This window comes from Devosia submarina, assembly GCF_003056345.1.
Lineage (GTDB): Bacteria > Pseudomonadota > Alphaproteobacteria > Rhizobiales > Devosiaceae > Devosia > Devosia submarina.
In genome coordinates, this window is sequence record NZ_PYWB01000009.1 from 158,938 (window position 1) to 177,713 (window position 18,776).

The 18,776-nt window shown below is 59.3% G+C and carries 21 protein-coding genes; 10 read left to right on the plus strand and 11 right to left on the minus strand.

The window, feature by feature from the left end; all coding sequences use genetic code 11:
• Nucleotides 1–183: 183 nt before the first annotated feature.
• Nucleotides 184–1,065, minus strand: coding sequence for a copper homeostasis membrane protein CopD (gene copD, locus DDE77_RS14780; RefSeq protein ID WP_108398242.1), 882 nt, complete (start codon nt 1,063–1,065; stop codon nt 184–186).
• Between the two features lie 2 nt (nt 1,066–1,067).
• Complete coding sequence (gene copC / locus DDE77_RS14785) at nt 1,068–1,454, minus strand: copper homeostasis periplasmic binding protein CopC (RefSeq protein WP_108398243.1); 387 nt, start codon at nt 1,452–1,454, stop codon at nt 1,068–1,070.
• A gap of 308 nt (nt 1,455–1,762) precedes the next feature.
• Here copC and DDE77_RS14790 point away from each other — a divergent pair, with 308 nt between their 5' ends.
• The 4 genes from DDE77_RS14790 to DDE77_RS14810 all read left to right on the plus strand — a co-directional run bounded on the left by DDE77_RS14790 (nt 1,763) and on the right by DDE77_RS14810 (nt 6,647).
• Nucleotides 1,763–3,100 (plus strand): Nramp family divalent metal transporter, encoded by a 1,338-nt coding sequence (locus tag DDE77_RS14790; RefSeq protein ID WP_108398244.1) that lies wholly within the window; start codon nt 1,763–1,765, stop codon nt 3,098–3,100.
• A gap of 664 nt (nt 3,101–3,764) precedes the next feature.
• A complete protein-coding gene (gene motA / locus DDE77_RS14800) occupies nt 3,765–4,628 on the plus strand; it encodes a flagellar motor stator protein MotA (protein WP_108398246.1) in 864 nt (287 codons plus the stop codon).
• A 514-nt stretch (nt 4,629–5,142) separates the two neighbouring features.
• Nucleotides 5,143–6,384, plus strand: a complete 1,242-nt coding sequence (locus DDE77_RS14805; RefSeq protein WP_108398247.1) for a L,D-transpeptidase family protein — start codon at nt 5,143–5,145, stop codon at nt 6,382–6,384.
• Complete coding sequence (locus DDE77_RS14810) at nt 6,381–6,647, plus strand: heavy-metal-associated domain-containing protein (protein WP_108398248.1); 267 nt, start codon at nt 6,381–6,383, stop codon at nt 6,645–6,647. The genes DDE77_RS14805 and DDE77_RS14810 overlap by 4 nt, the downstream gene beginning before the upstream one ends.
• Before the next feature lie 281 nt (nt 6,648–6,928).
• Here the strand turns inward: DDE77_RS14810 and lspA are convergent, their stop codons facing one another.
• Together lspA and DDE77_RS14820 are read right to left on the minus strand one after the other, a co-directional pair.
• Complete coding sequence (gene lspA / locus DDE77_RS14815; RefSeq protein WP_108398249.1) at nt 6,929–7,420, minus strand: signal peptidase II; 492 nt, start codon at nt 7,418–7,420, stop codon at nt 6,929–6,931.
• Complete coding sequence (locus DDE77_RS14820) at nt 7,417–8,298, minus strand: cation efflux transmembrane domain-containing protein (protein WP_245895285.1); 882 nt, start codon at nt 8,296–8,298, stop codon at nt 7,417–7,419. The genes lspA and DDE77_RS14820 overlap by 4 nt, the downstream gene beginning before the upstream one ends.
• Nucleotides 8,299–8,369: 71 nt before the next feature.
• Between DDE77_RS14820 and DDE77_RS14825 the strand changes: the two genes are divergently transcribed.
• Nucleotides 8,370–8,765, plus strand: a complete 396-nt coding sequence (locus DDE77_RS14825; RefSeq protein ID WP_108398363.1) for a MerR family transcriptional regulator — start codon at nt 8,370–8,372, stop codon at nt 8,763–8,765.
• A 171-nt stretch (nt 8,766–8,936) separates the two neighbouring features.
• On the plus strand, nt 8,937–9,272 hold the full coding sequence (locus DDE77_RS14830) for a YnfA family protein (RefSeq protein ID WP_108398251.1): 336 nt from the start codon (nt 8,937–8,939) through the stop codon (nt 9,270–9,272).
• A gap of 44 nt (nt 9,273–9,316) precedes the next feature.
• Here DDE77_RS14830 and DDE77_RS14835 read toward each other — a convergent pair whose 3' ends face one another.
• From DDE77_RS14835 to DDE77_RS14850, 5 genes are all read right to left on the minus strand, one after another.
• Nucleotides 9,317–9,880, minus strand: coding sequence for an SCO family protein (locus tag DDE77_RS14835; RefSeq protein ID WP_245895287.1), 564 nt, complete (start codon nt 9,878–9,880; stop codon nt 9,317–9,319).
• Nucleotides 9,881–9,924: 44 nt separating this feature from the next.
• Nucleotides 9,925–10,398 (minus strand): copper chaperone PCu(A)C, encoded by a 474-nt coding sequence (locus DDE77_RS14840; RefSeq protein WP_157959855.1) that lies wholly within the window; start codon nt 10,396–10,398, stop codon nt 9,925–9,927.
• Between the two features lie 88 nt (nt 10,399–10,486).
• The gene (locus DDE77_RS14845) at nt 10,487–11,050 is read right to left on the minus strand and encodes a DsbE family thiol:disulfide interchange protein (protein ID WP_108398254.1); all 564 of its coding nucleotides are present in this window, start codon (nt 11,048–11,050) and stop codon (nt 10,487–10,489) included.
• Nucleotides 11,047–11,223, minus strand: coding sequence for a hypothetical protein (locus DDE77_RS19545; RefSeq protein WP_157959856.1), 177 nt, complete (start codon nt 11,221–11,223; stop codon nt 11,047–11,049). The genes DDE77_RS14845 and DDE77_RS19545 overlap by 4 nt, the downstream gene beginning before the upstream one ends.
• Before the next feature lie 105 nt (nt 11,224–11,328).
• A complete protein-coding gene (locus DDE77_RS14850) occupies nt 11,329–13,503 on the minus strand; it encodes a heavy metal translocating P-type ATPase (RefSeq protein ID WP_108398255.1) in 2,175 nt (724 codons plus the stop codon).
• A gap of 67 nt (nt 13,504–13,570) precedes the next feature.
• Between DDE77_RS14850 and DDE77_RS14855 the strand changes: the two genes are divergently transcribed.
• From DDE77_RS14855 to DDE77_RS14875, 4 genes are all read left to right on the plus strand, one after another.
• Nucleotides 13,571–14,002 carry a MerR family transcriptional regulator gene (locus DDE77_RS14855; RefSeq protein WP_108398256.1) on the plus strand — a complete coding sequence of 144 codons (432 nt, stop codon included), beginning with the start codon at nt 13,571–13,573 and terminating at the stop codon, nt 14,000–14,002.
• A 350-nt stretch (nt 14,003–14,352) separates the two neighbouring features.
• A complete protein-coding gene (locus DDE77_RS14865) occupies nt 14,353–14,835 on the plus strand; it encodes a TIR domain-containing protein (protein ID WP_108398258.1) in 483 nt (160 codons plus the stop codon).
• 22 nt (nt 14,836–14,857) lie between these two features.
• Entirely contained in the window at nt 14,858–15,409 is a 552-nt protein-coding gene (locus DDE77_RS14870; RefSeq protein WP_108398259.1) for a toll/interleukin-1 receptor domain-containing protein, read from the plus strand.
• A 27-nt stretch (nt 15,410–15,436) separates the two neighbouring features.
• Nucleotides 15,437–15,859: a hypothetical protein gene (locus DDE77_RS14875; protein WP_108398260.1), complete on the plus strand. Its 423-nt coding sequence runs from the start codon at nt 15,437–15,439 to the stop codon at nt 15,857–15,859.
• A gap of 6 nt (nt 15,860–15,865) precedes the next feature.
• Here the strand turns inward: DDE77_RS14875 and DDE77_RS14880 are convergent, their stop codons facing one another.
• Nucleotides 15,866–17,377 (minus strand): argonaute/piwi family protein, encoded by a 1,512-nt coding sequence (locus DDE77_RS14880; RefSeq protein WP_108398261.1) that lies wholly within the window; start codon nt 17,375–17,377, stop codon nt 15,866–15,868.
• Nucleotides 17,374–18,759, minus strand: coding sequence for a toll/interleukin-1 receptor domain-containing protein (locus DDE77_RS14885; RefSeq protein WP_108398262.1), 1,386 nt, complete (start codon nt 18,757–18,759; stop codon nt 17,374–17,376). Before DDE77_RS14885 ends, DDE77_RS14880 begins: the two co-directional genes overlap by 4 nt.
• Nucleotides 18,760–18,776: the final 17 nt, after the last annotated feature.

The following is an 18,776-nucleotide window of genomic DNA, read 5'->3' on the forward strand; positions in this document are numbered from 1 at the left end:
AACGCCTGCGATGCCTGATTGTTGTCCACATAGCAAAGAGGAACCGAGTGCTACATTTTGGTATAATGGGGGTCAGCAGGCTCGGTCGGTTCGGAAACGATCAGTAAACGATTCCCGATGGTGTCCCCACGAGCTATGTTGTGTGCAGCTTATGGTTGTCCTGCCTTGGCATCCAAGGCTTGCTCAAGTGGGTGACAAAACTCCAAGGACGGCCAGCAACGCAATGATTGCGGCACTGACGAATATCTCGGCTACCGTTCCCTTCCACAGCAGACGGGCGCCGGGACCGTTGTTCGGGATGCGCGGGACAAAAATATAGCGGTTGACCAAGGCGAGAACCAACATCACGCCGACCAGTCCAACCTTTACAGCGAGTAAGGCTTGATAGGGCACCGCAATGTTGAGCTCCGCTTGGCGCAAAATGATCCAGCTGTTGAAGACACCGGTCGCCAGTGCGATTGCCACAGCGTAGTGGCCCAGGCCTGAGAATTTACGCAAGGCTAGGTTCGCGTCACTCCCCAGCTCGAGAGATGAGAGCGATTTCAGCGACAATAGCAACGGCAGCAGCGATCCCAGCCAGAACCCGGAACTCAGTGCATGAAGGACATGGCTGAGGCGATTCAGAAGTCCGACAAAGCCATCGACTATGGTTGCATGCCCGATCAGTCCAAGGCTGCCAAGAGCGAACGCACACAGCAATGAAAGTGCTGCCCAACCAGCACTGCTGCCCAGACCGAACACGGCAAGAGGCAGAAGGGAAGCCGAGATCAGCAGGTGCGATAACCATACCTGGCCAAATGATGTTTTGGACGCTACTGCGTTGATGACAACCGGGTTTACAGTATCAGTCCAACCTGATCCCATGGTCCCGGCCATAAGCATAAGCCATGCAACACCGCTAACCAGAAGTATCGTTGCAGCCACGATCGCGAGTTGCCGCAACGGACCGGCAAGGGTCCGCTGCAGGCGAGGGGGCGCAATCCATGTTTGGAAGATCGCCAGACCGAACAGCTGCAAAGCCGCCGAGTAGTGGAGGAACCGAACGGCGTAGAGTAACTGGTCCAATCTTATGGGGCGACCTTGAAGGTATAACTACCCTCAATTTTATGTCCGTCATTGGACACCATCGAGTACTCCACAATGTACGTACCGCTAGGCAGCTCGTCCGCCACTGTAACGATGACTGTTTTATTATCCATCGGTGCAAGGCTCAAGGTGCCGAGCTCTATCTGCTGACCATCATCTCCCGTTACCGTGACATTCGCGAAAGCTAATTCCAGACTTTCCGAAAAGGCGAGACGCAGCTCTTTGGGAGCTGAGGAGACGGGCTGCTCCTGACCGGGTACGGTTTCAAGCAGTTCAGCATGCGCATAGACAGGAAGGGGAGCTGCGACAAGGAGCAAGGTAAGAGCGATAGCGGCTGGGGCCCAGCGGCGGATATGAACATTTTTCATTCGAGAGGCTCCTTGATGCAGAATGGTAAACACAGTTGAGATTTGGCAAATTCACCTTCCATCGGATCACTCAACTAAGTTCGCCGGTCGGCGATCATGGGGTGAATGTCTCATGCTGGCAAGTTGACAGGTATTCTCGCTGCGGGATTTAACTGCCTCTTTGGGCCAAGTCTTTGCGCAGGCGCAAGCTTTAGACTTATTCGCATAATGGCTACGCTCGTCTTGCTACAAATATGAATGAGGCTTGCCAACATGGCGAGAAATACTTCATTATTGCAAATGATTTGCAATAGCATGTGAGGCGGAGGATGGACGAACGTGCTCCGAAAGAATTTACCGGTTGGGCTCGGAGCGATAGTGGGCCTTCGCTTTCCGACGTGCACAGGACAGTTCCAGTCCGTACCACCGGCTCGACTTGGCGGCGGGCAGCCGCGTTTGTGGGGCCCGGTTACCTAGTTGCGGTCGGCTACATGGATCCCGGCAATTGGGCTACTTCCTTGGCCGGTGGATCCAAGTTCGGCTATGCACTGCTAGTGGTCGCCCTAGTGTCCAACATTATGGCCATTGTCTTGCAGTCCTTGTGCGCCCGACTGGCCATCGCATCGGGGAGGGACCTGGCACAGGCCTGCCGCGACGCTTTCCCCAAACCGGTCTCATATGCCTTATGGGGATTGGCCGAGATCGCCATCATCGCCACCGACATAGCGGAGGTCATCGGAACGGCGATTGGCCTGAACCTGATCTTCGGCATCCCGTTGGAGATCGGCGTCCTGATTACGGCACTCGACGTGTTCCTGATCCTCTACCTCCAGAAGCTCGGCTTCCGCTGGGTGGAAGCCTTGGTGATAGCGCTGCTGGCGGTGATCGCCGCATGCTTCGTCGTGCAGATCGCGCTGGCCGATCCGAACTGGGCCGATGTCGTCCGCGGCTTCGCACCGACCACGGAGATCGTCACCAACCCCGAGATGCTCTACCTGGCGCTGGGTATCCTCGGTGCCACGGTAATGCCGCACAACCTCTACTTGCATTCAGGCATCGTGCAGACGCGGGATTACGGCAACAGCCTGCCTGAGAAACGCGAGGCCCTGAAGTTCGCCACCATCGACTCCACGGTCGCCTTGATGTTCGCCTTGTGCATCAACGCCTCCATCCTGATCCTCGCCGCAGCTACCTTCAATGTAGCCGGTCAGACGGAAGTGGCGGAATTGGGAGAGGTGCACAACCTCTTGGCGCCCATGCTCGGGCTGGCGATAGCGCCGACATTGTTCGGCATCGCCTTGCTGTGCTGCGGCATCAACTCGACCGTGACCGCGACGTTGGCGGGTCAGATCGTGATGGAAGGGTTCCTCGACATCAAGCTTCCACCATGGCTTCGCCGCCTGATCACCCGTGCCATCGCGATTGTTCCGGCGGCGGGTGTCACCATCTGGTTCGGACAGTCAGGCACTGCGCAGCTCCTGATCCTGACTCAGGTCGTACTCAGTTTGCAGCTGTCATTCGCGGTGTTTCCGCTGGTGATGTTCACTTCGGACAGGGAAAAAATGGGAGCGATGGTTGCGCCGAAATGGCTGATCGCGTTCGCTGTCCTAATAGCTGTCGTGATCGCTGGTTTGAACGCGAAGCTCCTGGTTGATTTTGTACTCTGATCTCATTGGGGCAGCTGTTCGAGCTACCTCATCGGCATTATGACGAGCGTGAACCCAGTGACCCGAGTACTGTCGCGGCAAATCGGTCGTCAGCTCGATCACCACCTTCATCCCGTTCTCCATTGGTGTCGCCCACGTCTGCAGCTCACCGGAGACGAAGACGCGAAATTTAGGCTAGCTGTTCCCCGAGGTTCCTTCGCGGTGCGATGGAGGTGCTCCGGAAAGGAGGTTCAACAGACCAAGCCTGCTCAGCACCACTATGGCGAAGGGCCAGACGATCGCGGAAAGGAAGCTTGCCAGGGCCATCTGACGCTGATCGGAGCTTCCGGTCAGCCCAGGCCAAAGGAGCGCCACCTCAACGACTATAACGCAGATCAGAGGCAAGGCCGTAGATTTGAATCGGCGTCCGACAATGCACACTGTGAAGAACACCAGGAGCCCGGTGTGAATATGTAAAGGATCGGCAAGGATGTTCATGGGGCGGGCTTGCTGTCGATTGAGTTCCGCTCACCCATAGCAGAGTCGCGCGCTTCGCAAATCCTGTGGTGCGTTTTGAACTCGCACCTTTACGGCGGCTTAAGCTTAACACCGCATCATGCCGCGAGTCCTGAAGGTGTCTGCACAGCAGCATACCTTTGGGACGTGTATATGAGCGGAAACCAATATGCGCCTTCTTGCTGGCATCGTCGTGATTTTTGTTTGTGTGTTCGGCGGTTATTCCGCAATGGGGGGGCACCTCGAGGTGCTTCTGCAACCGTTCGAGTACGTCATCATTCTCGGGGCAGCCCTCGGTGCCTTCATCATCGGCAACCAGGGTGCAGTGCTCAAGGGATCGCTGGGGGTGTTCGGAAAGCTGTTCAAAGGGCCGCAGTACAACAAGAAGGCCTATTTGGAACTGCTGGGCATGCAATTCGCAATGTACAAGCTCGTCCAGTCCAAGGGTATCCTGGCGCTCGAGGCTCACATCGAGCACCCGCATGAATCCACGTTGTTCAATGCCTTCCCGACGTTCGCGAAGAACCACCACGCCGTAACGTTTGTTTGTGACTACATGCGCATGGTCACCATGGGCGCCAACAATGTCCATGAGATCGATGCGCTCATGGACGAAGAGCTGGAGACGCACCATCAGGAACAGGAACGCATGGTCAATGCCATGCAAACCCTGGCGGACGGTACTCCGGCGCTGGGCATCGTGGCTGCCGTGTTGGGCGTGATCAAGACCATGGGCTCGATCAACGAGCCACCCGAGGTACTCGGCCATATGATCGGCGGCGCCTTGGTGGGGACCTTCTTCGGCGTCTTCATCGCCTACGGTTTCTTCGGGCCGATGGCCCAATCGCTGCGTGGGATCTACGAGTCCGAAAGCAAATACTTCCTTTCGCTCAAGGCCGGGCTCCTTGCCCACATCTCCGGCCAGGTGCCAGTCATGGCCGTGGAGTTCGGTCGCAAGGCCTTGATGTCCGAAGTGCGCCCGACGTTCGAGGAAGTCGACTTGGCCACGCAGAACCTGCCGGCCACCGCATAAGGACAGATCATCCTATTGTTGCCGAAGTCTTGGCTATGGTGTCTGGCGTTATGAAGCAGCCGTCCCATGAGCACGGATCGATCGCCGGAACAGCCGTGGCGGGACGCTCTGTGCGCCGTGCCTGTGCCCTCCTTGTGACCATGCTCCTGTTGATTCTTGGTGCTCATCACGCGACATTCGCTGCCGAGGCTGAGCAGGGCGGATCCGTGATCGTCCAGAGTGTTCCGCTTGTTCAGCACCATTGCGGCGGTACGGCCATCCACTCTCCAGTTTGTTGCCCCGGAGCGGTCATCCCTACTGCGGCGTCCTTACGCCTTCCCGCCAGTGCTGCCAGTTCGAGCCCCGAACGAGGCACCTCGGTTTCCCGCCAACTTTCCGTTCGCTCGAGCGTGTTCCGCCCTCCGATCGCATCATGAAGAACGGTCCTGCGGTCACCAAGGCCCAGGCCGGTTGCGTCCTATGATCGCTGCCCTTCAAGGCCGGCAGTCCATGCATCCCTTCTTGCGAGACGAAAATGAAAAGACGAGACCTCCTCAAGCTCATGCCTATGGCAGCTTTGCTGCCCCTCACCGGTCCGGCCCGTGCTCAGTCGCTCTGGGACATGATGAACCAGACCAAGAGCCTCAGTGACGCTGAACGCGAGGCCAACAGCGCCGCAGCAATCCAGGCCATCGATACAGTCGAGCCCATCCTGTCATATGACACGGTCAACAATTTGCAGATGGCCATCGCGCAGTATGAGCCATTTGTCGCGAGAGGCGGTTGGGAGCAGGTACCGCAGGAAACCTATGGGGTCACCATGGGCATTTCCCGTGACGGAGTGGTCCAGCTCAAGAGACGCTTGCTTGCCTCCGCGGACATGCCAATGGTGGACAATGTCGACGACTCGATGGACGCCGCGACCGATGCCGCCCTGCGTCGATTCCAGGCCCGTCACGGACTGCAGGTGAATGGCCAGGTTGACGAAGCGACCTGGTACGCCCTCAACGTACCGGCGGAAACACGCCTGCACCAGCTGCGGCTGAACCTGCTGCGGGTCCAAGCCATGGCGCCGGCCTTGGCCGACCGTTACGTCGTTGTCAACATTCCTGCAGCCTTCATTGAAGTAGTGGAGGGGGGCATGGTGCAACGCCGGCACACGGCGGTCGTGGGGCGCATCGACCGGCAGACTCCAATCCTCAAGAGCCGCATCCACCAGATCAATTTCAATCCTTATTGGAACGTCCCGGTATCGATCATCCGGCGGGATCTCATCAAGTACATGAACGAGAACCCCAACTACCTGACCGAGCAGAAGATCCGGATCTTCGATGGCAGCGGCAACGAGCTCCAGCCCAGCCAGATCAACTGGCAGACGGAAGAAGCAGTCAACTACTCTTTCCGTCAGGACCCAGGGCCGCAAAACTCGATGGGGAACGTCAAGATCAACTTCCACAACCCTCACGCGGTCTATCTGCACGACACTCCCACCAAAGGCCTGTTCGGCGAGAATGCCCGCTTCTATTCCTCGGGATGCGTGCGGGTGGACCAAGTGCATGACTTCGTGACGTGGGTTCTCCGCGACAACGGGGATTGGGGACCAAATGAGGTGGCGACCGTATTCTCGACCGGTGAAAGGAAGGACGTAAACGTCAGCAACCCACCCGAGCTCCACACCACCTATATCTCGGCCTGGGCGAACCGGAACGGCGTCGTCAGTTTCCGCGACGACGTCTACGAATTCGACCAAGCCGGCAAGGTCACTTTCGAGACATGAGCCGCCCCGACAAACTGACATTCGCGATTTCGGGCATTGCTTGCCCGGATTGCATCAGCGTCATCGAGAATGCCGCCTTATCCCTCAAGGGTGTGGACTACGTCGGCGTGTCGCTTTCGGGCGGCACCATGACGATCAGGCCGGGTCCGGGTCTGGATCTGCCCCGACTGATCTCGACGATTACGGCTCTGGGTTACATAGTCGAACCTGCGACGACGGGGCAGGGTGGTGTCGCTGGTCTGACCTGCCCGTGCAGGCGCTAATTGAGTCTCCTGTGGGGTTGCTGTCCGGAACTTGTGCCAGCGACCATCCGGATTTCGAGCAATATTGGGTGATAGGGTGAAGTTCCCATGAGGCTCCGACCAGCGGAAGTGGTCTTGATTTGCCCACGGGACTTCATTCTATGAGGCGATATCGCCGGTTGACCAGGAACCTCGGGCGAGTTTGCATGGAATACCGTCGACTGGATAGAGGCCGCAAAAGCCCAGTGGTCCGCTGAGGGCGCGGGAGAGGACCCGCTGGACATCGGCCACGGCACCCCGCCTCAAGGCCGCGATGCCTGGCGCCTGCCGCGGTTGGCGAAGACGCCTCGAACACTCGACACCAGCAGCAGGATGACGCCGGCAGTGATGGCGATATCGGCAAGGTTGAACGTCGGGAAGTGCCAGCCACCGGCATGGAAGTCGATGAAGTCGGTCACGGCGCCGTCCGGAAGCCTATCAACCAGATTGCCAAGCGCCCCGCCCATGATGGACGCATAGCCGAGGCGCTCGAGCTGCAGGCTGCTCCTGTGCCAGAGCCATCCCACCACTGCGCAGATCACAGAAGTGGCCAGGACAATGGTCCACCAGCCTCGCGCTTCATCCGACGCGAACATGCCGAAGCTCACACCGGTATTGAAGCCCAGTGCAAGGTTCAATACCGGCAGCACCGGGACAATATTGCTGTCGAGATACATCAATGCAGCTTCCTTGGTCGATGCATCGAGGCCGATTACGCCCAGCATCAGGAAGAGGGAGGCGCCGCGCTGGCTCATCTTGCGGCCTGCTTTAGGTCGGAGCGGGCGTCACGGATGATGGACCAAGCCGATTGCAGGAAAAGCCCGGCAACCGCGAAGGCGACGACCAGGTCCGGCCATTGCGATCCGGTCCACCAGACCAGGGCGGCAGCTGCGACCACAGCCAGGTTGCCGATTGCATCGTTGCGGGAGAACAGCCAAACGGCTCGCATGTTAGCATCACCCTTGCGATGGGGGATCAGTACCACGGCAGCCAGGACGTTGACCACGAAGGCCACCAAAGCAAAACCGCCCATCAACAAGCTCTCGGGTTGGTGGTCGATGAAGACGCGAAAGACTGTGGAGGCCACCACACCCAATCCAAGCAGGCCCAGGAAGACACCCTGCAGCAGGGCCGCCTTGGCACGGGCCGCAAGGCCCCAGCCTACGGCGACCAATCCGAGGAATGAGATCAGTCCATCCCCCAGGAAGTCCAGCGAATCCGCCTGTAGCGCCTGAGACCCAGCAAGGAAGCTGCCGACGATCTCGACAACGCCGTACCCGACGTTGAGCAGGACCACTATCCACAATGCGCGCTTGTAGGCGGGGGTGACATGCGACAGGTCGGGAATGTGCTCATCGTCATCACCGTCTTCGTCATGATCGTGCTCGCGTCCTGAAGCCTTCTGCCCACCAAGCCGGTCGAGCTGATAGCCGAGGTCGGCGACGGCGGTTTCCAGCACCGGCAACTGTCGGGCTGGATCGTCCACCTCGAGCGTCATGATTTGGGAGGCAATGGATACTTTCACGTCCTGCACGCCCTCGACCTTGCGAGCGGCGCCCTCGATCTTTGCGGCACAGGACGAGCAGTCCATCCCGGTGACGTGATAACGAATGGTTTGCGCAGTAGCACTCATGCTCGTGCTCCTTCTTGAGGTAGATCGGCATGACGGCTACAACCTGTAGTGACTACAGGAGCAAGAGAAAAATGCAGATCGGGGAATTGTCGCGTGAAACCGGGGTCAATATCGAGACCATCCGGTACTACGAGCGTTCGGGAGTGCTCCCTACGCCAGTGCGGCAGGACAATGGCCGGCGGGTCTATGGCGCCTCAGACGTTCGCCGCCTTGGTTTTATCCGGCATGCCCGCAATCTGGGATTTGACCTGCAGTCGGTGCAGACCTTGCTGGCCTTGCAGGAGCAGCCGCAGGCTTCGTGTGCCGATGCCAGCCGCATCGCCCAAGCGCAACTGGACGAAGTAGAGCAACGGATTGCAAGGCTGCAGAGCCTTCAGCTTGAATTGTCCAGGATGGTGGCGGAATGCAGGAAGGGAATGGTGGCGGAATGTCGGGTCATTGAAGCGCTCGACACGCCATTGTCCTAATCGCAGCAATCACATGTGTCCGAGCGGATCGGCCTGGGCTCAGTGAGGCAGGCAGATCTATCTCGACCGGTGCGCCATCTGCCATGGTTGGCTCTTGACCGGCTTGTCTCACTCCCAACGTCGGTCTAGTCATCACGCATTTCATAGGTCGTCCCGAACCGAGGTGCACCCATGCCCGTCTACGCCAGCACAGCCCTGATCTATGCCGGTGCGGCAATGGCTGAAATCGTCGGTTGCTTCGCGTTCTGGTCATGGCTGCGCCAAGGGCATTCCCCGGTGTGGCTGTTGCCGGGCGTCGTGTCACTGATTGCTTTTGCTTGGCTGCTGACGCTGGCTCCCTCGGAGAACGCGGGCCGGGCGTATGCGGCTTATGGTGGCGTATACATCCTTGCTTCGCTGCTTTGGCTATGGCTTGCAGAAGGGCATGTGCCCGATCGTTGGGATCTGACCGGGGGGGCACTTGCACTGGTGGCGGCTGCGATCATCCTGTTCGGGCCGAGAGGGTAGTAAGTAGTCGCTCTCTCTTCGCGGCGAGCTGGCGGTTCGTCAGATCAGTTGTTGCCAATATGGCGGCGCACTTTCGCCAGTCGCGTCTCGAATCCCTCCTCGGAAGCAAGCGTGCCGGAAAACCGCCCATCCGCAGTGACCAATTGAATGGACGCCTGATGTTCCATTTGGTAGTCGCCGCCTTCCAAAGGCACCTTCTCGAAGAAAATGTAGCGGTCCTTGGCCATGGTGGTTACCTGGTCCAATTGGCCGGTCAGGCCGGTGATGCGAGCGTCGAAATACTCGACGTAATCCTTCATGATCTCCGGGGTGTCACGCTCCGGATCGACGGACACGAAGACGACCTGCAACTTGTCCGCGTCAGCCCCAAGCGCTTCCAATATCCCCGACATCTCCGCCAGTGCAGTAGGGCAGACGTCAGGACAATGGGTGAAGCCATAGAACCATGCCGACGGCTTGCCGAGGAAGTTGGCCTGGGTAACCGGAGTTCCGTCCTGGTCCACCAGCTGGAATGGTTTGGCATAAATGGCTTCCCAGGCGCTGGTAGGCGACTGACGGGGACCGAAGGCGAGAAACGCACCGCCGGCAGCCGCCACGGCGACCAGCATCCACAGAAGTACCCTAAGTCTCCGCATACTTGACGGCATCGCGCTCACTGACCGTGACCTTCATGACCGGGACCGTCTGTTAGGGAGCGTTCCTCCACCTTGAAGGTGATGTCGATCCGACCTGCCTTTTCGAATACCAGGGTGGCGGGAACTTCATCGCCCACTTGGTACCGCTTGGCCGGTTTCACGAACATGGCGTGGGTGCCGTCGTCGCCCAACCAGACGATGTCACCGGCGGGGATGGTGAGACCTTCGGTAAGAGGCTGCATGCGGGCGATACCATCGGTAACGGTGGTCTTGTGGATCTCCACCTTCTCGGCAGCCGAGCTCTCGATTTGGATCAGGCGGTCATCCGTGCCACCATTGTTGTGGAGGGTCACATAGCCACCGATGACCGGGGCGTTCGGTGGCGCTTCCTCGATCATGGGATGATCGATGAAGATCGTGCCGGCGGTGAAATCGTGTGCCTGCGCCGTGGGAGCGAAGGCGAGAAATGCTGCTATGACGATCTTGTGCATGTTCCCCAGTCGATCTGTTCGTCTGTTTATCCCGCTGCTTAGATAAGTTCGCGACGGGATGGAATGCGGCGAGATGGCCCCCGCCATTTCAAGGCGCAAGGGCGTCGATAGCCGTCACCAACTCATCGAGAGACGTCTGGTTTAACGGACCGACATACCTGCGCATGACCAGACCATCTGCCCTTACCAGGTAAGTCTCCGGCACTCCGTATACGCCCCAATCGATCGCGGCACGGCCATCTCTATCGGCGCCGATGGCATCGTATGGATTACCCAGTTCCTCGAGGAAGGCCGTGGCATTTGCCTCCTCGTCCTTGAGGTTGATGCCGAAAAGGGCGACGCCCGTTCTTCGCTTGAGCTCGACCAGGAAGGCGTGCTCGTCGCGGCAGGGAATGCACCAGCTGGCGAAAACGTTGACCACGCTTGTCCTGCCCAAGAGATCGGAGCGGGCTAAGCCGGGGATCCCCGAAGCCGAGATTGGCGGAAGCTCGAATTCAGGCGCCGGGCGGTCGATGAGAACGGAGGGCAGGTCCGTCGATGTGTCCTTCAGGGCCACCGCGAAAGTGCCGACAAGCGCTAGCAGTATGATCAGGGGAATGCCGGCCAGAAGCATGCGACGGAGAGGTGGACGCGAGGAGGAGGGCTCGCTCATGGCGTGTTTGCCGGAACGCTGGCCGGTGAAGGCACCGTCACCTGTGCTGTCGGATTTGGTGTGGTGGCCCTGAAGGACAGCGGCAGGACAATAAACCAGATGACCACGAAGAGCATGGTGCCCCACAGGGCATAGTGGAACAATCGCATCGATAAAGGAGGTTTATAAGCCATGGCCGCCATCCAACTCTTGGGGTGTGATCGATGCTTTCTGGCTCACCTGTCGCCGTGATCCCGTAAGCATGCTGTCGAACAGGAAGGTGACCCCGATCGTTTTCCTCACGCCTTGCCCCTGCTGCCCTTCCATGCAAGCAAGCGCATGGCGTTGGCCGTGACGAGCACGGTTGCGCCAGTGTCTGCCAGGATCGCAGGCCACAGGCCCGTGACACCGATGACGGTCGTCACCAGAAACACTGCTTTCAGCCCGAGCGACAGCGCTATGTTCTGCCAGATGTTCGACATAGTGGCCTTGGAAAGGCCGATCATGTCGCTGATGTCCGTGACACGGCCATGCAAAACCGCGGCGTCAGCGGTTTCGAGCGCCACGTCGGTACCGCCACCCATTGCAATGCCTACGTCGGCTGCCGCAAGGGCGGGGGCGTCGTTGATGCCGTCACCGATTTTGGCGACCACATGTCCCTGGGCTTGCAGCTCCTTGACGATGCGCTGCTTGTCCTCCGGAAGCAGGCCTGCTCGGACGTCCATGCCCAAGGTAGAACCGATAGCTTTGGCGGTCCTCTCGTTGTCTCCGGTGAGCATGACGGTGAACACACCCTTATCATGCAGGGCCGCCAAGCCTGCCAATGCGTCAGGACGTGGCTCATCCCTGATGGCAAATACGCCCACGAGGGTGTCCCCGGCCAGAAGGACAGAAACCGACTTGCCCTCGTCGTTGAAGGCGGCAATGCGGGCTTGCACGTCGGCGGGGATGTCTGTCTCGCGGGTCGCCGCCTCGAGGGACAGGAGGGAGACGGACTCACCGCCGACATTGCCGCTTACCCCTTTTCCGGGGATGGCCTTGAGATCGAAAGCCGGGGGAATAGGCGCCTTGTCCGCCTTGGCCCGGTTCACGATGGCCAGGGCAAGGGGATGGCTCGACCCCGTCTCGATTGCTGCAGCCATGGCAAGCACCTTTGCGTCTGTGCGCGCCAGTGCCACGATATCCGTGACCACTGGCTTGCCCTCGGTCAGCGTGCCGGTCTTGTCCATGGCGACCATGGTGACGCTGCGCAGTTGTTCCAGCACGGCGCCGCCCTTGAGCAGGAGGCCGCGACGTGCGCCTGCGGATAGGGCAGCGGCAATGGCCGCCGGGGTGGAGATCACGAGGGCGCAAGGGCAACCAATGAGGAGGATGGCCAGACCTTTATAGACCCACTCGTTCCAGCCTTGACCGAAGAGGAGCGGCGGCACCACCGCCACCAGGGCGCCAACCAGGAGAACACCTGGAGTGTAATACTTGGAGAATCGGTCGATGAACCGCTCCGTAGGTGCCTTGCTCTCTTGTGCCTCCTCCACCAAAGCGATGACGCGGGCAATGGTGTTGTCCGATGCCCGGGCGGTGACCCGGACCCGCAATGCATTGTCGGTGTTGATGGTGCCGGCGAAAACGGTTGCCCCGACACCCTTGCTCTTGGGTACGCTCTCGCCCGTGACCGGCGCCTCGTCGATAGCGCTGTTGCCTTCAACGATCTCGCCGTCGGCGGGAATGCGGTCGCCGGGTCGGACCATCACCACTTGGCCGACTGTGAGGTCGGCAGCCGGCACCTCCCGTATCTGGTCACCATCCGCCAGCAGGGCGGTCTTGGGCACCAGATCGGCCAAGCCCTTTATACTGGCACGAGCTCGTCCGGCGGCGACACCTTCCAGAAGTTCTCCGACCAGGAACAGCAGCACGACGGTGGCCGCTTCCTCGGTGGCTCCGATAATGACGGCGCCTATGGCCGCGATGGACATCAAAGTCTCGATCGAGAACGGCGTACCGGCCAAGGCGCCGGCGATGGCCCGCCTGCCGATCGGCACCAGGCCCACCAGCAACGCGACCAGGAACGCCCAATGACCGAACCCGGGCACGGCGCGGCCAAGGAGGTATGCAGCTACCAAGGCAACGGCACATGCGCCGGTCAAGATGGCCTTCCGGCTGCGCCACCAAGGGCCGTCATGGTCATCATGATCGCCGTGCATGTGAACCGCCGGCTCCCCCTTGACTTCGTCAATTCCAGCACTGCCGGACGGTCGAACAGGCTTTGTGGGATACCCGAGATTGCCGATGCGGGTAGCGATATCTGCTAGATCCGCGTCGGGTGTGTGCTTGACCGTCATGGACTGGTTCACAACGGAAACGGAAACGTCTTCCACACCGCTGACGCGACGTGTTGCCGTGTCGACTTTCGTGGCGCAGCTAGCGCAATCCATGCCTTCTACACGGAAGCGTGTGGTTTCAATCCTTGCGTCCATGACAGCGACTCCTTGCAATCCTGTCGCTGTGCCTACATCCTCAAGTCACTAGAGGAGCAAGCGCAAAATGAATCACGTGATTGCGATCGGGAAGGTTTCCGAGGCGACGGGAGTTAAGGTTCCTACCATTCGATACTATGAACAGATCGGCCTTCTGCCTGCACCGCCTCGCACGGAAGGCAATCGCCGGACTTATGACCGGAAGGATGCTGACCGGCTGACGTTCATCCGCCACTCCCGCGAACTCGGTTTCGAGATCGACCAGATTCGTACGTTGCTTTCGCTCCAGGATCGCCCGGATCAGTCTTGCAGTGAGGCCGATACGATCGCGAAGGCTCGCCTTGCGGAAGTGAAGGACAAGATCGCCAGCTTGAAAGCACTGGAGGCTGAACTGGAGCGCATGGTGGAAGGCTGTTCTCACGGACGTGTCGAAACCTGCCAGGTTATCGAAATCCTAGCAGACCACGGCAAGTGCAAGCATCACCTGCACGATGCCTGAACTGGATATCGCCTTATGCGTGCACTGAATGAGCCAACATTACAACGGATTCGCCGCAGCGCCTCGAACCGTTTCAAGTGGCTTTACCGGGGTGGTCATAGCCCTCCAGTCAAGAGGCAGAGCGGTCGTCTTCCGGTAATCACAGGCCCTTGCGTTTCGCACAATGTGCCTTTGGATAAACTGCAACACCACGGGCGAAGCCGCCGTCTCATGGATGGTGTAATCCTCGTACAACATCCATAATGGCATATGCATATGGCATATTGCGCGAACTAGTCGGCGAGTGGCCAAGCTACAAAGCCAGCTTTTCGACAAAGGTCGTGCCGTGCAGATGATCAAGGGGGCAACTTGTGCCGAGAAGGGTATTCTTCAGTTTTCATTACGAACGCGACGTGCATCGAGTGATGCAGGTTAGGAACTCCTGGCTGCTGCGTCCGGGTGGCGAAGCGTCCCCGTTCTATGACAAGGCTGAATTCGAGGACGTGAAGAGAAGAGCCGGGGGCATCGAGCGTTGGATCGAGGACCAGCTTGCCGGCACCTCTGTGACCGTCGTCCTGTTCGGCAGAGAAACCTCGACCCGGCGCTGGGTGCGTCACGAGATCAAGCGCAGCTTTGAACTCGGCAAAGGGCTGCTCGCCATAGACATCCACAATGTGAAGCACCCTCAGAACGGCACCGATCTTCCCGGAGCGAACCCCCTTTCCACGTTTACGGTGGGTCGTGAGGCAACACCCATGGACCGACTGTATAGCCAATATGACTGGGTGTTGGACGATGGCTACAACAACATCGGTCTTTGGGTCGAGGCTGCGGCGCGGGCAGCTAACCGCTGACAGGTGAGCCGGGAGTGGAAGCATGGTCCAGTTCGTTACCTCGGCGGAACTCCGGTCGTTCGCCGCCTCGCGTCCTGTCACCGAACAGGCATCGATAAGGAAAAACGCGGAGAACCGGTCCCCTGAAGGCGCCACCTTTCTGTCCCACTCCAGCAAGGACGATGATCTTGTCGTAGGCGCCACCATCGTGCTCGAGAACCATGGGGCACATGTGTACGTGGACGAGGTAGACCCGCAAATGCCCCCCTACACAAGCGCCGAGACAGCTCGCATACTGAAGACCCGCATCCGGCAGTCGAAGAAGTTCGTGCTCCTTACCAGCAAAAACAGCAAGGACAGCAGGTGGGTACCTTGGGAACTCGGCGTTGCCGATGGATATAAGGCCATGGACAACATCGCCCTGTTCCCATCGTCGGAAACCGCCGATGACATGACATGGGCAGACTGGGAGTATCTGGGACTCTACCGTCGCATTGTTTGGGGTGAAACCAAGCAACGCTCGGGAAATCGTTGGTTGGTTCTGGACCACGTCCAGAACACCGCGTCCGAACTTGCGAATTGGCTGAAAGCCTAGGTTAGACTGGTTTGACGTAGAGGAGCCATGACGACTGCACCGATGATAAGTGAGGACGCCAGGATCGCGCATCTGGGCATGATCCAGGGAGTCATCTCCAGGGTGGCTTCGGATGCCCAGAACAGCAGAACGTTGGCCATCACCTTGGCTGCCGCCATGATAGCTGTCGCCCAGACGGGCAGTGCCGCAACCCATTGGCTCGCGGTCTTGGGCATCGCGCCGAGCCTCCTGTTCTGGTGGCAGAACGCTTTCGCGTTACATGTGGAGCGGTCCTACCGCAACCTCTACGACGAAATCCGTACGGGGAGACCTATCGAGCCGTTTACGATGGATTGGCGGACATACAAGCACTCTGCCGGCCCGTTTCGGACCGCCCTGGAATTCGTGGTTGCGCTGCCATTCGCCACGGTGATCGTCATCCTGGCGGTCGTAGCGAAGCTCTCGGCCTGACGCCGCCTAGATGTAGGCCTTGAATGGAAGGGGAGGCCGGTCACCCACCGGTGCGGCGGTGAGTATCTCCCCCACCAGATCGGCGAACCTCAAGGTAACCGGAAGGCCGTCCGCGAAGCCGGCGCTATTGAAGTTCAACTTGGTGAGCGACATGAGGTCTCCCAGCACCGTTTCGATATCCTCGGTCCCCCGAACAATTTCTACCGTGACTGGATTAGGAATTTCTCGTCCAGGGTAGGTGTTGAGACGGGGGATGAACCCAACAGTCCAGAGATAGGCGCTTCGCTCGCCCGTGACGATCGCTGTCCCGCGGAGAACCGTATTCTTGCCATACCTGAACAGCTTCACTTCGGTTTGACGCCGGATGCGTATGCCCGTGAGTTTGGTTGTTTCGGGCACCGACTCCATGAAACCCGCCCATTCCTCGTCGCCGAAATATGTCTGCCCGTGGATGAAGAGCTCGGCAGGAGGGGCTCCGTGCATGTTCGTGTAGGCCTTCACAATGAGCCCCATGAGTTCCGCGGCCTTGGCACGCCCGAGATGGAACGTGCCGTCTGCCTCCGAAAACCACGGTCCTACTGCTCCCTTGAATACCACCCCTTCACCGGAGGACAGGAACATCTGGGCGCCGCAGCAGGCATTGTCTGTACCCGATGCGCTTTCGACACGCTTAAAGATGAGTCCGACATAGCACACGCCCGGGCGAACGTCGGCTATGCGCCATGGCGTGCCTCCTGCCTTGTAGAACGACGTGGTGCAGAGGTTCCAGGCGACTGAGGCGGGATCCTGCAGGGACCTGCGGCGGTTCTCATCGATGTATCCGGCGAGCAGTGTGGTCTCGCGCACCACCTGCAGGATCTCGCCTGTATCGAGAAGCCTCGCCTTCAGCTGGTTGTGGAAGTTCTCCTCGTACTTGTACATTTCGAGCTCATCCACTTCCTCCTGGAACAGCCAGCCGTCACGCAGCATCTTGTTGGCGCTGCGCCTTCCAACAGCCCTGGAGGGGACCTGCTCCGCCTTTGGCACCCGGGAGTTTGGACGCCCGTACTTGTAGACCTCTTCCGGCACCACGACGAACCAGAGCAGCGGTCTGCTCTCCTCGTTCGTCCGGTGCGTACGGAGGGCCTCATCGTAGATGTCCACCGCAGTGTAGATGGCCTCGCTGCGATCGCTGGAGCGAATGCGGCTGCTGAGTTCCGCACCATCGATGACGCATTTGGCCATCGGAGTCGTAGGCCATTCTATGTTGAATACCGACTGGAAGCCCGGCCAGATCATGCGGTTCTCGGCCTTGCCGGTCTCTGGAGCGGCGATGGCGCCACGGATGGATGAGACCCAAGCTTCGAAATGCTGTATCCCCTCAGGGGTGCCGATCACCCCGACGTCCATGCGCGCCGGGTTGAGGTTCGATTCCGGAGGTCCGTATAGGAACAGGCCGTCCTTCGGGTGCTCGGATCTCTGGCCGAAGCCAAAGCTCAGTTGCGGCTCGTCGACATGGATCACGCGCCAGCCCTTCATGCCTCTTCCTCCAGCTCGTCGCGGGCATGGAAATCGTCATCAAGTTGATCTGGCTCCTCCGGATCCTCTGACTGGTCATGCAGGAGGAGATCGGCGGGCATGCTGCGGGCCAGCTGAACGCCGGACAGCTTCGCAGCGAGTGCCATGATGTTGGCGCCACCGAGATCGATGACGACCTCTTCGTCGCCGTTAGCCAGGAACGCCACGAAAGCTTCTTGCAGGGTACGCCACTGTGGATTCCACCAGTTACGGCAGAAGCGCTTCCTCAAGGATGACGTCCGCTTCGCGTCGGTAATGGCCTTTTGCCCGTCCTCGGACCAGCACAGGTAGGGCTTGAAGCGCACCATGGCTTGCTCACCCAGGGATACGTTCACCTTCATCGCGAGGTGCCAGTAGACACCCAGCTTTTCGCTCCTCCCGACCACGTTTTTCCACGTCGGCGTGTTCCATGCGGTCCTGTAATGCACCTTGTCGTTTTCGATCAGCCTCTTCGGAAAGAAGAAGGCATTTTGCCCGGCAGCGTCATAACAGACGAGGCCGCGTGCGAGCAGATGACGTTCAATGTGCTCTCGTAGTAGGCCCGTTATCTTATTCTTGGCATCGGACCTAAGTGGACGCGTTTCGTTCGCCTTCGGGCCGTCAAGGAACTCGCTGAAGCCGAAGACGCCCTCGGTTTTGAGAAGGTGGCTCTCACCCATGAGTTCCTGGATGTGGTCCTTGTCCGCCAAGGCAATGCACAACCGGTGGAAATGGGTATGCGGTACCCCGGTGTCCCTGATGGCTTTCGGGAAGCTCTCTCTGCTGCCCTCGTAGGAATAGAGAGATACGCGTTCTGGGAGCTTGGTTATTGCCAAGAGGTTTGTGACTGCTGTTTCTGGAGTTGCGGTGACCAAGGAACTGGCGGCCGCGTGGTCGGTCCGCCATTGCTCGAAAGTCGTCGACCCCGCCCCGCGGAGGACCTTAGACCGCTCGAGGGTCGCGAGCAGCTCAAGGTAGCCTTCACCCCAGCTGCGGGAAAAGTCCAGCGTATGCAATTGGTTCAACTGTGCTGGGAGTCGAGAGTTGGGCGTATCGTCAAGCCTGACGGGAATGATAAACTTGTCGTCGCCGAGCTGACGGCCCACGCCGTCGGCGATCGATAGTTCGCTCCGGAACCCCCTTCGATCAGTAGCGACACTGCTGCTTGAGATCACGCTCACAAACCGGATGGTTTCCTCGTGGAGGATTCTCTCGATATTGGCCCAGAACGGCGCCCCGCCATCGAGATCGGTCAGCTCAGCCCATGGCTGGTACCCCTCGCCGATGAGGCGGCTTCCAAGCCATAGAACAAAGTCGTTGTCCTCGGGCTTCGCGTGGCTAATGAAGATTGTCTGTCTTGGCATGCTTCCCCGCGAATCCT

What these genes read in the sequence shown, in the direction of transcription:
- copC (WP_108398243.1), bottom strand. Translation starts at nt 1,454, where the DNA reads ATGAAAAATGTTCATATCCGCCGCTGGGCCCCAGCCGCTATCGCTCTT.
- DDE77_RS14790 (WP_108398244.1), top strand. Translation starts at nt 1,763, where the DNA reads ATGGACGAACGTGCTCCGAAAGAATTTACCGGTTGGGCTCGGAGCGAT.
- motA (WP_108398246.1), top strand. Translation starts at nt 3,765, where the DNA reads ATGCGCCTTCTTGCTGGCATCGTCGTGATTTTTGTTTGTGTGTTCGGC.
- DDE77_RS14805 (WP_108398247.1), top strand. Translation starts at nt 5,143, where the DNA reads ATGAAAAGACGAGACCTCCTCAAGCTCATGCCTATGGCAGCTTTGCTG.
- DDE77_RS14810 (WP_108398248.1), top strand. Translation starts at nt 6,381, where the DNA reads ATGAGCCGCCCCGACAAACTGACATTCGCGATTTCGGGCATTGCTTGC.
- lspA (WP_108398249.1), bottom strand. Translation starts at nt 7,420, where the DNA reads ATGAGCCAGCGCGGCGCCTCCCTCTTCCTGATGCTGGGCGTAATCGGC.
- DDE77_RS14820 (WP_245895285.1), bottom strand. Translation starts at nt 8,298, where the DNA reads ATGAGTGCTACTGCGCAAACCATTCGTTATCACGTCACCGGGATGGAC.
- DDE77_RS14825 (WP_108398363.1), top strand. Translation starts at nt 8,370, where the DNA reads ATGCAGATCGGGGAATTGTCGCGTGAAACCGGGGTCAATATCGAGACC.
- DDE77_RS14830 (WP_108398251.1), top strand. Translation starts at nt 8,937, where the DNA reads ATGCCCGTCTACGCCAGCACAGCCCTGATCTATGCCGGTGCGGCAATG.
- DDE77_RS14835 (WP_245895287.1), bottom strand. Translation starts at nt 9,880, where the DNA reads ATGCTGGTCGCCGTGGCGGCTGCCGGCGGTGCGTTTCTCGCCTTCGGT.
- DDE77_RS14840 (WP_157959855.1), bottom strand. Translation starts at nt 10,398, where the DNA reads ATGCACAAGATCGTCATAGCAGCATTTCTCGCCTTCGCTCCCACGGCG.
- DDE77_RS14845 (WP_108398254.1), bottom strand. Translation starts at nt 11,050, where the DNA reads ATGAGCGAGCCCTCCTCCTCGCGTCCACCTCTCCGTCGCATGCTTCTG.
- DDE77_RS19545 (WP_157959856.1), bottom strand. Translation starts at nt 11,223, where the DNA reads ATGGCTTATAAACCTCCTTTATCGATGCGATTGTTCCACTATGCCCTG.
- DDE77_RS14850 (WP_108398255.1), bottom strand. Translation starts at nt 13,503, where the DNA reads ATGGACGCAAGGATTGAAACCACACGCTTCCGTGTAGAAGGCATGGAT.
- DDE77_RS14855 (WP_108398256.1), top strand. Translation starts at nt 13,571, where the DNA reads ATGAATCACGTGATTGCGATCGGGAAGGTTTCCGAGGCGACGGGAGTT.
- DDE77_RS14870 (WP_108398259.1), top strand. Translation starts at nt 14,858, where the DNA reads ATGGTCCAGTTCGTTACCTCGGCGGAACTCCGGTCGTTCGCCGCCTCG.
- DDE77_RS14875 (WP_108398260.1), top strand. Translation starts at nt 15,437, where the DNA reads ATGACGACTGCACCGATGATAAGTGAGGACGCCAGGATCGCGCATCTG.
- DDE77_RS14880 (WP_108398261.1), bottom strand. Translation starts at nt 17,377, where the DNA reads ATGAAGGGCTGGCGCGTGATCCATGTCGACGAGCCGCAACTGAGCTTT.
- DDE77_RS14885 (WP_108398262.1), bottom strand. Translation starts at nt 18,759, where the DNA reads ATGCCAAGACAGACAATCTTCATTAGCCACGCGAAGCCCGAGGACAAC.